The organism is Saccharothrix sp. NRRL B-16348 (genome assembly GCF_001280085.1).
GTDB lineage: Bacteria > Actinomycetota > Actinomycetes > Mycobacteriales > Pseudonocardiaceae > Actinosynnema.
In genome coordinates, this window is record NZ_LGED01000113.1 from 200,703 (window position 1) to 215,652 (window position 14,950).

A 14,950-nucleotide genomic window follows, 5' to 3' on the forward strand; every position below is an offset into this window, starting at 1 on the left:
GGCCGAACCTGATCGTGGCACCTTACGGACCGGCCGAGGTTGCCATTACACTGTGATTCTTTCTCCCGATCCCTGAAGCGCCGGCGGAGGAACCGATTTCGATGCGACCAACACTGGTACAGGCCGGCTTACGCGGGCTGTCCACCGCGCAGGTGCGACAGGTTCGCGCGGTGCGGTACGGCGCGGCCGACGAGGACGTGGCCCGGGTCTACCGGGAACTGGAACGGGACTTCGGCGTGCTCGCGCCGCCGATCGCGCTGCACGCGTCGTCACCCGACGTGCTGGCGGCGGCCTGGTTGATGCTGCGCGAGACGCTGCTCGTGCCCGGCACGGCGCCGCGGGCGCACAAGGAAGCGGTCTCCACCGCGGTCTCCGAGAGCAACGACTGCCCGTTCTGCATCTCGATGCACTCGTCGATGCTGATCGACCTGGTCGGCTACCGGAACGGCACGATCCCGGACCCCGGGACCCGTGCCGCGGCCGAGTGGGCGACCGCGAACGCGACGCCGGACGAGGCGGCCGGGCACCCGGTGCCGTTCCCGCCGGCGCAGGCGCCGGAGATGGTCGGCACGGCGGTGATCCTGCAGTACCTCAACCGGATGGTGAACATCTTCCTCGGCGAGCTGCCGCTGCCGCCGGGCGCGCCCGCCGCGTCGATGACCGTCGTGCGCCGGGTGCTCGTGTGGCTGATCAAGTCGGCCGAACGGCGCGGGCCGAAGGCGGGCGCCTCGTTCGACCTGCTGCCCGACGCGCCGCTGCCCGAGGACATGAAGTGGGCCGAGGGGCACGCCGCGATCGCCGGCGCGTACGCGCGTGGCGCCGCCGTCATCGAGGAGGCCGGTCGCCGGTCCGTGCCCGCCGAGGTGCGCTCCGTGGTGCTGGAGCAGGTGGCGCGGTGGGACGGCAAGCCGATGGGCCTGAGCCGCGCGTGGGTGGAGGACGCGATCGCCGTGCTGCCCGAGGACCAGCACGACGCCGGTCGCCTGGCGCTGTTGACCGCGCTGGCGTCCTACCAGATCGACCAGTCCGTCGTGGACCGCTACCGCGCGGGCCGGCCGGACGACCGGTCGCTGATCGACCTGACCTCGTGGTCGAGCCTGGCCGCCGCGCGCCGCGTGGGCAGCTGGATGAGGTTCCGCACGGAGGAAGCCGAACCCCTGCCGCCCGCGGCGCAGTCCACGCACGAGTGACAGGCCTTCCCGGCGGCTCCGGTCGACACCGGCCGGAGCCGCCGGCAGGGACCGGTGCCCGACACTCGGAAGTCCTTCGACACCAGCACAAACCGCCGACACCCGACACTCGGCGAGATTGCCGACACCGACACAGATCGGTCGCGCTCGACACCGGCCGGAGCGGCCCGCACGGACCGGGCACGCGGCACTCGGCGAGTCGGGTCGAGACCGGCCCGGCGTCGCGGCCCAGCGGCAGTCACAGCCCAGCGGCAGTCGTGGCCCACGCGGCGTCCTGGCCCAACGGGGTTGTCCCGGCCCAGCGGTGTCGTGCCGCGGTGAGCCGACTGGCAGGGGTTGCGCCACCACGGGATCACCCGCGCCTCCGGCGGCTCGTCCGCATGACCGCGGAAGGAGCGCGGCGGCACGAGGATCCGCGGGTGGGCGTCAGGCCTGAGGGCGTCGGTCCCGTCGACGCCCGTCCGGCGGGTGGAGCGACGCCGAGCCGAACCGGTCGACCGCGACCAGCAGGAGCACGGCGACGAGCAGCCCCGCGCCCGCGCCGATCGCGGCACCCGCCAGGCGGCCCGCGCGCCAGCCGATCACGGCGCCCGCGGTGGCGAGCAGGAGCAGCGCGGCGAACGCCGCGGGCTGGACCAGCCACTTCCACGAGCCGGCGCGAGCCACCGGGCACCTCCAGGCGTCAGGACCGCGTGGCCGAGAAGGAAAACGTCCGGTCAGCGCGCCGGTGCGCCGAGGGGCGCGGTGCTGCCGCCCAGCGGTGCGCGGGCGACCGGCACGGTCAGGTCGACGTCGGACGCGTCGCGGGTGTCCAGTTCGGGCAGCGCGAGCAGTATCGGCAGGTCCAGCGCGGACGCGCACCTGGTCTCGATGTCCGCCTCCGCGGTCCGGCCGGCCCGCACCGAGGCCGCCTCGGCGGCGCCGACGAACAGCGGCCGCCGCTTCGACGGGTTGGGGTCGAGGTCGTCGACGGCGACCACCGCGGCCCGCAGGTAGAACTGGCCCTCCGGCAGCGCTTCGAGCCGGTACGGTCCCGAGCCGTCACGGATGTCGCACGCGACCGGAACCCCTTGGGCGATCGGGTCGTTGAACGCGCCGACGTACACGCGCACGGGCGTCTCGGTCTCCGGCACGCCGACCCACCCGGCCACCGAACCGGCCTGGTTGCCGCGCGCGGGCCCGGAGAACGACGGCAGCGACAGGATGCCCCCGTAGGAAAGCGCGCGATAGCGGGCAGGCGGCACACCGACGCTGCGGGTGAAGCGGCTGGTGAACGTGCCGAGGCTGTTGTAGCCCACCATGTACGAGATCTCGGTGACGCTCAACGACGTCTCCAGCAGCAGCTGCTTGGCCTTGGTGAGCCGGATCGCGGTGAGGAACCGGCCGGGCGACGTGCCGGTCAGCGTCCGGAAGACCCGGGAGAAGTAGAACTTGCTCAGTATCGCGGTGTCCGCCATGTCGGCCAGTGAAAGCGGCTCGTGGTACCGGTTCCACATCGTGTCGATCGCGCGCTCTACCGCAGTTTGCACAGCAGTCCCTCCATTCCACTCGCTGAAGCGGTCACGGGCACCCCGCACTCCGGTGGCGCTCCGCCCGAGGCCGGTCCGGCAGTTCCTCCAGCAAGGGCTCCACGTCCGGCGGGTGACGTGCTTCGGCCGCGCCTCCGCGACCGGATTCCGACATCGCCGGGGTCGGCGGGTGGCGGCGCGGCGACCGGAACGTGTTGGCCAACGCGATCTCCCGTCGATATCCGGCCACTGCGCGTGGCAGTTCGTTCGAGAATGCTCCGCCGGTGTGGCGCGGTCTACTTCACCCTTGCGGTGCGGCACCGGTGGAAATGGCGCTCACCGCCCGGCCGCGCCTACCGCCGACCCGTGCCCACCGCGACCGGCGCCTGCGCCCGCTCGCGCATCCGGACGTTGACCCGCAGGCGCTCCCCCGGCCCGACGGCGATCGCGTGGCTCAGCCCGCCGGCGAACTCCAGGCCCGAGCCGGCCAGCCGCGGGTTGCCACCGCGCAACGCGACCGCGACGCACCGGGTGGCCGTGGCGCCGACGACGAGCTCGTGGTCGAGCGTGCCTTCGACGAGCGCGCTCGACGGGGGCGTGCTGCGCGGGATCAGGTCGTCGATCAGGCCCACGGTGACCTTCGACTCCTCGTCCAGCGCCGGGACCTCCAGCGTGCCGACCACGGAGCCGCTGCCGCCGAACCGGGGCGTCGGCATCGCGTCGAACGCGGCTGAGCCGGTCTCCAGCGGGTTGCCGAAGTCGGGCAGCGCGACGGCCGCCAGCAGACCGCTCACCTCCGGGTTGCGGTACTGGGTCGGCGAGAGGCCGACCGCGCGGGTGAACCTGGTGGTGAACGTGCCTACGCTGCTGTACCCGACGGTCGCCACGATGTCCGCGACGTTCATCCACGTGGTCAGCAGCAAGCGTTTGGCCTCAAATAATCGGACGGCGGTCAGATACCGTCCCGGCGGCACGCCCACGGCCGCGTGGAACAGGCGGGAGAAGTGGAACGGACTGACCAGCGCGGCACCGGCGACATCGCGTAGAGTGAGTGGCTCGTAGTAGTTCGTGCGCATCATGACGATGGCGCGCTGAACAGCATCGTGCACGGTCGTTTCCTTTCGGCCTGAATTGCGATCGGATGATTCACGGCACGGCACCACCCAGCCGGACGTGGGACGTCCTGGCTGTGCGCGGTCCGAGAGAAAGCCGCGACGGTGCGGCGCAAACCTATCCACTCGCTTTTTCGTGAATACGGCGGTTCCTGCTCGATGTGCCGATCTCCACCACCCCAGATGGCCTTTTGTGCGGAGCCCCCATAACTCCGCACCGCAACGGACGCTAGCAGGGAGGGGTGGCCCTGGTAATTACCCGAGAACCAGGACCGCAATATGCGAGACGGCTATCAGCCGTTCCGGGCAACCGGTACGGCCGCACAGGCGTACATCGCGGCATCCGACCGCCGAAGTGGCCCATCGTTCCTCACGTAGAGTGACCAACGTTTCGCGGACCGCCCGCCAGGCCGGAACGGGCCGTGCGAGACGTCCCCCGGCGACCGACCGGACCTCCAGCGCGAGGCGCGAGACACGCGAAGAACGCAGGTCGGGACCGTTCCCAGCGCCGCTCGCCGACTGGCACCCACCGTCACGGACCGCCGCCCCCGCCCGCCGGCGAGTCGACCGGCCGGCCGATGCGGGCGTCATGGTCATCGCTACGGGTAACGGTGTCATGCCACCACCGGCCGCCGGCGACCGAGACGGGCCGACGACCCGTAACGAGGAATTCCGCCACAGCGGGCACAACGGATCGTGGCCGATTTTCGTGAATTCCACGCGAGCGAGTTCCGACCATTGCTCCACCGGTCGCCACCACACCCGAGCGGTAACGCCCGGAACGCTCTGAGCGACACGTCCGCTGCGGGATCCCGCACGTCGACGCGAACCCCGCCGGCACCGCACGACCGCGACACCCGACCGGCCGATCAGCACCGGGAAGTCGCCCACCGGCCCGATCCGCGCCGACTCGCCGATCAATTCGCCCATTCGTCGTACGACGTGCCCGCGAGCGCGCCCCTTGCTTGATCGATCCGTCTGCATTACTGTTGCCGACACGATGCTAGGGATGGTTCCCTTACATCCGCTCGAGCAGTCGGCCGGACCCCCGGACGCACATCCGGACGACCGAACGCGTCGAAGTCGGGCGCCGGGCACAAGACCGAAACCGGGGAGGGTGGAAATGAGCGCAGACGCGCGCGTCGGCGGCTGGGGCAATGCCCGGCGACGCCGCGTGGCCGGGCTCCCGCCGACCGCGGTCGTCCCGGTCGCCGCGATCGGCGGCCTGGAGGTCGCCCTCGCCTCCCCCGACCCCGCGCCCCTGTCGTTGATCGCCTGCGCGGCCCTCGTCGTGGTCGCCACGGCGACCAGCTCGCTCAAGCCCACTCCGGAGCAGGCACCCCAGGCCGGCTTCGCGGTGGCGCCCGCGGTGGTGGAGGAGAAGTCGGCGAACTGAGTCGTCTGCTCCACCACGGGCGAGGCAGCGGCAATCCCCCGACCGCTGCCTCGCCCCACTGCGTCAGACCCCGCCGACGCCCCGGCACCGCCCGGAACGCTCCGGTGTGGACGATCGCCGGGGCGTTCTTCCGGTCGGTGCCGCGGTTCCCGGAATCGACAGCACGTCGGTTCGGCAACCCGAACGGTCCCGAAGAGCGCGGGTCCGGCCTCGACACGCCGCGTCACCGGCGCACCGCCGCGGCGACCTCGACGCCCCGGACCGCCGGAGCCCGCCCGTACGCGGGCCCAGCCGCGAAACCGGTCGGCGTGAACACGTTCCCGATCCCCTGCGTCCACCTGCGGCGACTCGACCGCGTCAGGCGATCTCAGGGCGAGTCGGACTGCGCCGCCAACCGCTCCCGCGCGGTCGACGATCCTCGTTCGGGGTACGTCATGTCACACGATCGGCGCATTTTAGCATAACATCGTTATGCTAAGAATAACGGCGTTGTGCAACACTGTCAAGGTGAGTCCACGCAAGCTGGATCCCGAGACGCGAGCCACCCTCGTCGACATCGCGGCGCGGCTCTTGGCCGAGCACGGCGCCGAGGCGCTGTCGACCAGGAAGATCGCCGCCGAGGCCGGCACGTCGACCATGGCCGTCTACACGCACTTCGGCAGCATGAGCGGCCTGGTGCGGGAGATGGTGCACGAGGGCTTCGCCAGGCTGGAGCGCCAGTTCGCCATGGTGCGCCGGACCGACGACCCGGTGGCGGACATGGCCGTGCTGGGTTACGCCTACCGCCAGAACGCCAAGGCGAACTCCCACCTGTACGCGGTGATGTTCGGCGGCCAGTCGCTGGCCGGGTTCTCGCTCACCGAGGACGACCGCCAGTACGGCCGGTACACGCTGGTGACGGTCGTCGAGTGCGCCACGCGCTGCATCGAGGCCGGCCGGTTCCGCGACGGCGACCCGCTGCTGATCGCGCACGAGATGTGGATCGCGACGCACGGCCTGGTGAACCTGGAGCTCGGCGGCTACCTGATCGACCCGGTCGACGCCGACCGCTGCTACGACACGATCCTCACCAGCCTGCTCGTCGGCGTCGGTGACGACACCAGGTCGGTGGCGGCGTCGATGGCGGCGTCGAAGCAGCGCAGGCAGCACGAGGTCGAGGCCGAGTCGGCGCCCGCGGAGCCGGTCGCCACCCAGGGCTGACCGGTCGCGGGCTGCTCGGGCCCTCCGCTACTCCCCGCACGCCACCACCCCCGAACGCCACGAGCGCGGGGGCTCGGCCGTGTCATGGCCTTGCCCTCGCGCTCGCGAGGCGTCGATCGGTCAGGAGGGTCGTCGCGGCTCGGCGTGCTACGCCCCGTCCCGACCGGTGGTGGCACCCCCAGCGGTGATCCCGTGCCCGACACCGCCGCTCGCACCGACGACTGTGGCGGCGCGTGCGGACGGGCCGCTCAGGGGACCCTCCAGGTGGCTACGCCTTGTACCGGGTGCCGTTCCACCAGTTGTCGTGAGGACCGTGCGAGTCCGCGACGTCGTAGGTGTCCTTGAAGCGCCACCAGTCCCACGGGTGCTCGAGCTGGTCCTCCTGCCGCCCCAAGTGGGTGATGTCGAGGTAGTTGTAGAAGCTCTTGAAGATGTCCCCGCCGCGGTCGAAGATCGAGTAGGTGAAGAAGACGTCATCGCCATCGCGGTAGAACGCGCTGACGCCCGGGGACTCGCCCTTGTCGGTCGAGACCTCGTAGTCGTAGTTGAAGTCGGTGCCGAACGACGAGTACCACGGGATGTCCCAACCCATGCGCTTCTTGAACGGCTCGAAGTCCGCCACCGGCGCACGGGAGATCATGACGAACGTGGTGTCGCGGGCCCACATGTGCGAGAGCTCGCCGACGCTGTCCGCCTGCATCGAGCAGCCGATGCAGCCTTCCGTGGCCCCCGGGCTGAACATGTAGTGCCGGACGATCAGCTGGCGACGACCCTCGAACAGGTCGAGCAACGAGAGCCTGCTCCCGTTCGGGCCTTCGAAGGTGTAATTCTTCTCCACCTTCACCATCGGCAGCTTGCGCCGCTCCTCCGCGATCATGTCGCGAGCGCGCGTGACTTCCTTCTCCTTTTCCAGAAGCGCCTTGCGCGCCTCCAACCACTCTTGTCTGGACACGACATTCGGTTGGGTCATCAGATGATCTCCTCAGGACTGTCGGGGGAACGACTCCTCCGAGGCCCGACGCCACGGCTGACGAGTGGTGCCACCCAGGGCGACCGGAATATCCCTCGTCAGAATAGGTGGAGGCCACCCGCCGCCACTTCTTCGAGATTGACGTGTTGACCGCGCCGACCCGCGATGACCCCGGTCCGTGATCCCCCGGCGGACCGCGGTGCGACCTCGGCGGAGGGCCGGCGTTCGAACGGTCGCACCGGGGCGCCGAAGGCGTGGCCGGGCCGGTGCGCGGGGCGTGGTCCGCGGGCGGACCTGCGGCCGGGCCGCCCGGCACGTGCACCGGCAGGGTGCCTCGCGCTTCCGGATTCGTGCTCATCTCCGGCAAGCCGGGAGAAACCACCCGTCAGACCGTCACGGATAATGCCGATGGCGACCCGACGACCGGAATTTGATCGTCCAAAAGCGACCGCGCGCGCCGCGGTCCACTGCGGGTAAATACATCGGAAGGGCGTGCCGGTCACCCGGACAGCGCACGGCGCAAGTCGCGGGTAAGTTGGTAGCTAAATACAACCTGCAGGGTGCGCAGAGTTGGCCCCCACCGCCGCAAAACGCCACTAATACCGCCCCTGACCTGCGTGAACGGCTCACCGGATGCGGCTTCGACAGACCTCGACATGGCCTGCCGACTGCATCGGCAAATGCTCGTGCACGCACACCGTCCGATGAGCAAGCCTGAAGTAGCAGTGCTCGTGAACCCTCTGCAACGCTTTTCCTCGTTCGCTTGTCCGGTGACGGGTCACCCGAGCTGGGGGGACGAGGTTGAGTGCACTGCGCGCCTTGCGGCGCAATTTTCCCGAGATCGTGGGGCGACAGTTCCACACTGAACACGCCTATGCGATCGAGCGCGAACCCGCCGTAATGGGATTCGTCACCGGCCGCGACGGGCGGGCGCACCGGTTCGCGGACAAGAGCCGGACCCTGAACGACAGCTACGCGCGGCACGGCGGCAGCGGACGGGCAGGCGCACCGGGTGCGGTCGCCTCGTCCGGCGACGGAGCACGCCCCGCGCCGCCGGTTCCCGGCGGCACCGTGTCCGTGCTCGAAACGTGGCGGCGACGCATCGCCGAGGAATTCGTCCACCAGGAAGGAGTCAGCTTGTGACCTCCACAGCCAGTTGGCTGCGCAGGCAACTACCCGGCGTCTTGGCACTCGTGCTCGTCGCGGCCACGTTCTTGGTGGCCCGGCTGCCGCAGGTGTCGGCCGAGGAGCGGCAGCAAGTCGCGGCCCAGTTCGGGTTCCAGCCCGAGTCGATCGCCCTGCCCGGCGGGTTCGAGCAGCAGACCATCCGCGAGGTGAACCAGCGCTACCAGCACATCAACGCCTGGATCTCCTCGGTCGGCTCGGCGGTCGCGCTGAACGACCTCGACGGCGACGGCCTCTCCAACGACCTGTGCTTCGTCGACGTGCGCATCGACCAGGTGGTCGTCACGCCGGCGCCGGAGTCGGGCAAGACGCCGCGCTACGAGCCGTTCGCGCTGTCGTCCGGCTCGCTGCCGATGAACGACGTGATGGCGCCGATGGGCTGCGTCCCCGGCGACTTCAACGAGGACGGCCGGATCGACCTGCTGGTCTACATGTGGGGCCGCACGCCGATCCTGCACCTGGCCCAGGCCGACGCGAAGGACATGAGCGAGGACACCTACGAGGCGACCGAGCTGGTGCCCGGCAAGTCGTCCGGCACCTACGACGGCCCGGAGTGGAACTCGAACTCCGCGACCGTCGCGGACTTCGACGGTGACGGCCACGCCGACATCTTCATCGGCAACTACTTCCCGCACGGCCCGGTGCTGGACCCGTCCAAGAAGACGGGCGTCTGGATGAACGACTCGATGTCGGCCGGTTTCAACGGCGGCGAGGACTACATCTTCCTCTCGAAGGGCACCTCGGGTGACACCCCGACGTGGGACATGTCCGACCCGTTCCCGTTGGAGGTCTCCCGGGGCTGGGCCCTCGCGTCCAGCGCCAACGACGTGAACAACGACCTGCTGCCGGAGCTGTACGTCGGCAACGACTTCGGCCCGGACCGCCTGCTCTACAACATGTCCACGCCCGGCAACCTGAAGTTCGAGGTCGTCGAGGGCTCGAAGGGCCCGATGGAGCCGAAGTCCAAGAACGTCGGCATCGACTCCTTCAAGGGCATGGGCGTCGACTTCGGCGACCTGAACGGCGACCAGGTGTACGACATGTACGTCAGCAACATCACCGCGTCGTACGGCATCGAGGAATCGCACTTCGCCTTCATGAGCAACGAGACCAACCTGAACCGCGTCACCTCCAGCCTGGAGGACGGCGAGGCGATCTGGGAGGACGAGAGCGCGCCGCTCCAGCTGGCCTGGTCCGGGTGGGGCTGGGACGTGAAGCTGTCCGACCTCGACAACAACGCCGAGCTGGAGGTCCTCCAGGCCACCGGCTTCGTGAAGGGCGACGTGAACCGCTGGCCCAACCTCCAGGAGCTGGCCACGGCGAACGACACGCTGCTGGACGACCCGATGTGGTGGCCGATCGTCGGCCCCGGCGACGACGTGGGCGGCAACCACCACTTCCACTTCTTCGCCAAGAACAAGCAGGGCTACTACAGCGACCTGTCGGGCGAACTGGGCATGGCCGCCCAGATCCCGTCCCGCGGCATCGCGACCGGTGACATCGACGGCGACGGCAAGCTGGACATGGCCCTCTCCCGGCAGTGGGCCGACCCGGTCCTCTTCCGCAACGACGGCGGCTCCGCCAACGGCTTCCTCGGACTGCGCCTGACGCACGACGAGGAGCAGACCGCGGGCGCGTTCCCCGGCGCGGGTTCGCCGGTCATCGGCGCCCAGGTCACCATCACCACCGCGTCCGGCAAGAAGCAGATCAACCGCGTCGACGGCGGCAGCGGCCACTCGGGCAAGCGCAGCCACGAGGTCCACTTCGGACTCGGCACCGAGAACGGGCCGGTCCAGGCGCACATCAAGTGGCGTGACCGCGACGGCGAGATCCACGAGCAGGACATCACACTGAACCCGGGTTGGCACGACATCCAGCTCGGCGACCAGGCCAAGGAGAAGTGACGGAAATGGCCGAGACCAAGACGGCGGCCCCCGCGCCGAGCCCACCGCGGCACGACCCCAAGGTCATCAAGGCGCTGCGCAACTTCGCGATCTCCATCAGCGTCTTCAACATCATCGGTTACACGATCCTCGGGTTCGAGCAGGCTTGGCTGTGGCCGTTCATCGCCATCGCCACCGCCTACACCGTCGAGATCGGGCTGGAGTGGATCGGCGCCCGGCAGGAGGGCCGTGCTCCCCGCTACGCGAGCGGCGGCATGAAGGGCATGGTGGAGTTCCTCTACCCGGCGCACATCACCGCGCTCGCCGTGAACATGCTGACCTACGCCAACGACCAGGTGTGGGTGATGATCTTCGGCGTGGTCGTGGCAGTCGGCGCCAAGTGGGTTCTGCGGGCACCCGTGAAGGGCCGCCTGCGGCACTACATGAACCCGTCGAACTTCGGCATCGCGGTCATCCTGCTGGTGTTCCCGTGGGCGTCGGTCGCGCCGCCGTACCACTTCAGCGAGCACGTCGGCACCTTCTTCGACTACCTGATCCCGGGCATCATCCTCGTCGCGGGCACCATGCTGAACGGCATGCTGACCGGCCGGTTGTGGCTGATCGTGGCCTGGCTGGTCGGCTTCGCCCTCCAGGCCGTGATCCGCGGCGTGCTCCTGGACGTGTCGATCGCGTCGGGTCTGGGCATGATGACCGGCATCGCGTTCGTGCTCTACACCAACTACATGGTGACGGACCCGGGCACATCACCGTCCAAGCCCGCCGCGCAGATCGCGTTCGGCGGCGGCGTGGCGGCCGTGTACGGCATCCTGATGGGCATGAGCGTCGTGTACGGGCTGTTCTTCGCCACGGCGATCGTCTGCCTGATCCGCGGCGGCTTCCACTGGACGGTCCACTTCATCGAGAAGAACCGCCTCGCGGTGGAGCAGCAGAAGAAGGCGGCGGAGCAGGCGTTGACGCTGGAACCGTCCATTGTGGACCCCGCGCTCAACGGCGCGCCGAAGCAGGGCGCGGTCGTCACCACCTGACCGGCTCGGCACGCACGACGGCGTGAGATCGACCCGTCCGGCAGCCCGCCACCCCACCCGGGTGGCGGGCTGCCTGCCTGTTCGGGGTCGGTTCGCGGGCTGGGTGTGCGGCGGGTTGGCGCGCGGGGGTGTGGTGCGCCGCGGGGGTCGTCCGGTGGTGCGGTCAGCCGACGGCGCGGCGGCCGGGGTCGTGTGGTGGCAGGGGTCGCGCGGAGGCCGGGGTTGGCGCGGTAGCCAGGGTCGTGCGGTGGCCGGGATCACACGGTGGCAGCGGCGCAGCTGTTGGTCCGCGCCGCCGAGGTCGGGGCGAGCGGTGGCGCGGGAGTGACCCGTGGATGGCCCTGTGGTGACTCGCCGGCTACCAGGAAGCGGCAAGGTGGGAAGTGACGGTGCCGCAGGGTGTTCGAGGCATGGACGCCCGGTGGGCACGGCGGCGGCCACGTGCGCGGCGTTCCGGCCCGTTCCGGGGTGCTCGACGGCGGTCGACGCTTCGGCGCGCTGATACGGCGACCCGAAGAAGTGCTGCCCGATGGGGCAGCGTTCTCTGCACCTGTGCGCAAAGGGGAAGACCCGCCGTCCGGCCGGGACGGCGGGTCTTCCCCGAGGCAGTCGTCAGCTCGCCGCGCCGGCGTCCAGGGCGACGGTGCGGATGTACGGCAGTGCGAGCAGCACCGGAGGGTCCAGCGTGCCGATCGGGCGCAGGCTCAGGTCGATGTCCTTGACCTGGGCGCCTGCCCGCACCGACACCGGACCGTACGACGCCACGTTGAGCGCCTGGTCCTGCCCGAACGGCGCCTCGCCGAGCATCGATCCGCGCCCCAGTGCGACGGAGTGAGCCAGCAGGTGCCAGGTGCCGGGCGGCACGTTGGTGAGCACGTACGGTCCCGGCCGGTGGACCATGGAGCAGCGGACCGGTTTGCCCTGCGGAATCCGGTCCGGGAACAAGCCCAAGAAGATGATTCCCGGCGCACCCCCCAGAGGTGCGTAGATCTCCCCCTGCACGGTCGACGTCCGCGCATCGGAACTCCGCCGGACCATAGGGATCGGCGGAGTCAGTCCCCCCAGTTGGCGATAGGTCGTCGGCGACACACCGACACTGGTGCGGAACCGCGAGCTGAACGTGCCCACGCTGGTGTAACCCACCCGGTGGCTGATATCGGTTACCGCCAACGTGGTGCACACGAGCAGCCGTTTGGCCTCTTGCAGCCGGATGGCGGCCAGAAATCGGCCGGGCGAGACACCGGTTACCCGCTGAAAAGCCCGGGAGAAGTGGAACTTGCTGTACATGGCGGTACGGGCCATGTCATCGATGGTGAACTGCTCACCGAGATTCTCGTGCATGAAGTTGATGACACGGCCTACCGCCCGCTCTATTACGTCCTCCACTACGACCCCCATTCGCAGATGTAATGAAAGCTGAAACACGCCGCCCCGGCCCGCTGGACGATCCATCGCGCGGTGTTGAACTGGCGCACCGTCGCGCCACGACCCCCAGTGAAACCCCCCGGTACCCCCAGTACCCCCGATTTTTGCAAGCTACCAGGGGCCCAACAGCCTGCGCAAGGAGCACAGATGCCGGCGACGAGCCCGTTCCATGATCGTCATTCACCCCGTTCCGATGATCTTGTGAACGCTCCGCGGCTCTATTTCCGGTGACCATGGAACAGATTTTCGGCCACCAACGGACTTTATTGATGCGCCTTTCGGGTGATGTTGCGACGACGCGCCCTGGACCAGGTCAGGACCCGCGCCGACCGGCCGCGGACGACCAGGGTGGTCACGGCAGTCTTATCGGAGGGTCGCTCAAGTCCGTTTGCGACCGTAATACGGCAATCACGAAGATGCGCCGACAGGCGCCCGCCGGGGACACTGGATCCTCTCCAGGCCACACCGACGAGGACTATTACCGAGACCGCCGACCCCGCCATCCGAGGGTGTCGTCCGATCATTTGTGCGAACAATGGAACGGCCGCCGCGACACGCCCCTGACCGAGCCGGCGTCCGCCCACTCCGGACTGGAACACCACCGACGACGCGCCTTCGCCGGCACGTCGACAGGACCGGGTTCGACGGCGCGAGAGCCCCGGCGGCACGACGAGCACCGGGCGCCGGGTCCCGGAGCACTTCGCGATACGGCAAGGCACACCAAGACTTCACGCCCACCACACAGGACAGGACAGCCGCGACGGAGCGCCGTCGGATGGCACGCGTGAGGGCGCCGGACAGCCGCGTGAGCGCGCGCCGGTCAGACCGTCCTATGTGGACCGCACAGCGCGGCGCGCCCGGCGGGGACGGGTGCCCGCGGGGCGGTGCGGAGCCGCGCGGATGGGCCGGTACCGACCCATCCGCGCGGGAGGCGGTCGCTCAGTCCGGACAGGACGCGCGGGCCGCCCGCGCGTTCCGCTCGAGCGGGCTGGGGGTCCCGCTGGGAGGTCGGAACGCGGCATCGGCACGGAACTCGACCACCGCGGGAACGCGCGGCGGCGTAGCCTGACAGGTCGCGGGCACCGGCACCCCCCGGATCTCGGTCCGCAGTCGACGTTCGTAGCCCCACACACTAACCGGCCTTGGTCCTAAAAAGCAACCAACTGGTGCGGAACCCGTAGTGGTTTGGCTAGGCTTGAGGTCGTGACGTCCAAGCGGAAGTACGACGACGGGTGCGCGGTGGCCCGCGCCCTCGACGTCGTCGGCGAACGCTGGGCGCTCCTGGTCGTCCGCGAGCTGATGTTCAACGCCAAGCGGTTCACCGACCTCCGGGTCGGGCTGCCGGGCGCGAGCCCCAACGTGCTGTCGCAGCGCCTGCGCGAGCTGGACGAGGCGGGCATCGTGCACCGCCGCAGGCTCCCCCCGCCGGCCGCCGCGTGGGTGTACGAGCTGACGCCGCGGGGGCGCGAACTCGAACCGGTCGTGGCCGCGCTGGCGAAGTGGGGCGCGTACGAACCGGGCACGCCGGACGAGCGACCGATCAGCGTCGACTCGATGATGCTCGCGCTGCGGACGTTGTACGACCCGACGCGCTCCGACGGCTCGGTCATCGACTTGGCGGTGAGCCTGGGCGAGGACGGGTTCCGCGCCACCGCCTCGCCGGACGGCCTGCGGCTGGCGCGGGAGCCCGTCGAGCGGCCGGACGCGGTGATCCACTCGGACACGGCGACGCTCGGCGGCGTCGTCTCCGGTCGGCGCGAGCTGGCCGACGCCCTCGACACCGGCGACCTGGTGGTGGACGGCGACGAGGCCGTGCTGGTGCGCTTCATGATGCTGTTCACCCAGCCGGCGGCGTAGCGGTCCCCGCGGCGCCCGACCGTGCGCACCGCCGCAACTGCGGAATGCCGCTCTGTTCGAAATCGTTACAATTCCACGCGACCGCACCCGGCGGCGCCCGCGCAGCGGGAATTCGGCAAGCCGATAGCACACGGCACGTCGTCCGCGCTTCTTCCGGATTGCTCTCTTCTACCGGCTT

The 14,950-nt window shown here is 69.8% G+C and carries 12 protein-coding genes; 7 read left to right on the plus strand and 5 right to left on the minus strand.

The window, feature by feature from the left end; all coding sequences use genetic code 11:
- The first annotated feature begins 101 nt into the window (after positions 1 to 101).
- Positions 102 to 1,190: a carboxymuconolactone decarboxylase family protein gene (locus ADK67_RS12415; protein ID WP_063797578.1), complete on the plus strand. Its 1,089-nt coding sequence runs from the start codon at positions 102 to 104 to the stop codon at positions 1,188 to 1,190.
- Positions 1,191 to 1,616: 426 nt separating this feature from the next.
- On the opposite strand, the gene ADK67_RS12420 is transcribed toward ADK67_RS12415, so the two are convergent.
- From ADK67_RS12420 to ADK67_RS52465, 3 genes are all read right to left on the minus strand, one after another.
- Positions 1,617 to 1,856, minus strand: a complete 240-nt coding sequence (locus ADK67_RS12420; protein ID WP_053716548.1) for a hypothetical protein — start codon at positions 1,854 to 1,856, stop codon at positions 1,617 to 1,619.
- Positions 1,857 to 1,906: 50 nt separating this feature from the next.
- Positions 1,907 to 2,719: a helix-turn-helix transcriptional regulator gene (locus ADK67_RS12425; protein WP_082403413.1), complete on the minus strand. Its 813-nt coding sequence runs from the start codon at positions 2,717 to 2,719 to the stop codon at positions 1,907 to 1,909.
- 332 nt (positions 2,720 to 3,051) lie between these two features.
- Positions 3,052 to 3,807, minus strand: a complete 756-nt coding sequence (locus ADK67_RS52465; protein WP_231648148.1) for a helix-turn-helix domain-containing protein — start codon at positions 3,805 to 3,807, stop codon at positions 3,052 to 3,054.
- Between the two features lie 1,126 nt (positions 3,808 to 4,933).
- Here ADK67_RS52465 and ADK67_RS12435 point away from each other — a divergent pair.
- Positions 4,934 to 5,206 carry a hypothetical protein gene (locus ADK67_RS12435; protein WP_157620201.1) on the plus strand — a complete coding sequence of 91 codons (273 nt, stop codon included), beginning with the start codon at positions 4,934 to 4,936 and terminating at the stop codon, positions 5,204 to 5,206.
- A 507-nt stretch (positions 5,207 to 5,713) separates the two neighbouring features.
- Positions 5,714 to 6,406, plus strand: coding sequence for a TetR/AcrR family transcriptional regulator (locus ADK67_RS12440; RefSeq protein ID WP_053716596.1), 693 nt, complete (start codon positions 5,714 to 5,716; stop codon positions 6,404 to 6,406).
- Between the two features lie 268 nt (positions 6,407 to 6,674).
- On the opposite strand, the gene ADK67_RS12445 is transcribed toward ADK67_RS12440, so the two are convergent.
- Complete coding sequence (locus tag ADK67_RS12445) at positions 6,675 to 7,376, minus strand: DUF899 domain-containing protein (protein ID WP_053716550.1); 702 nt, start codon at positions 7,374 to 7,376, stop codon at positions 6,675 to 6,677.
- Between the two features lie 801 nt (positions 7,377 to 8,177).
- Between ADK67_RS12445 and ADK67_RS12450 the strand changes: the two genes are divergently transcribed.
- From ADK67_RS12450 to ADK67_RS12460, 3 genes are read left to right on the plus strand one after another with little or no spacing between them, the layout of a single operon-like run.
- Positions 8,178 to 8,519: a hypothetical protein gene (locus ADK67_RS12450; protein WP_157620204.1), complete on the plus strand. Its 342-nt coding sequence runs from the start codon at positions 8,178 to 8,180 to the stop codon at positions 8,517 to 8,519.
- Positions 8,516 to 10,465, plus strand: a complete 1,950-nt coding sequence (locus ADK67_RS12455; RefSeq protein ID WP_053716552.1) for a CRTAC1 family protein — start codon at positions 8,516 to 8,518, stop codon at positions 10,463 to 10,465. Before ADK67_RS12450 ends, ADK67_RS12455 begins: the two co-directional genes overlap by 4 nt.
- Before the next feature lie 5 nt (positions 10,466 to 10,470).
- The gene (locus ADK67_RS12460; protein ID WP_053716553.1) at positions 10,471 to 11,490 is read left to right on the plus strand and encodes a hypothetical protein; all 1,020 of its coding nucleotides are present in this window, start codon (positions 10,471 to 10,473) and stop codon (positions 11,488 to 11,490) included.
- Positions 11,491 to 12,102: 612 nt separating this feature from the next.
- On the opposite strand, the gene ADK67_RS12465 is transcribed toward ADK67_RS12460, so the two are convergent.
- Positions 12,103 to 12,831, minus strand: a complete 729-nt coding sequence (locus ADK67_RS12465; protein ID WP_082403423.1) for a helix-turn-helix transcriptional regulator — start codon at positions 12,829 to 12,831, stop codon at positions 12,103 to 12,105.
- A 1,287-nt stretch (positions 12,832 to 14,118) separates the two neighbouring features.
- Between ADK67_RS12465 and ADK67_RS12470 the strand changes: the two genes are divergently transcribed.
- The gene (locus tag ADK67_RS12470) at positions 14,119 to 14,772 is read left to right on the plus strand and encodes a winged helix-turn-helix transcriptional regulator (RefSeq protein ID WP_053716555.1); all 654 of its coding nucleotides are present in this window, start codon (positions 14,119 to 14,121) and stop codon (positions 14,770 to 14,772) included.
- Positions 14,773 to 14,950 lie beyond the last annotated feature (178 nt).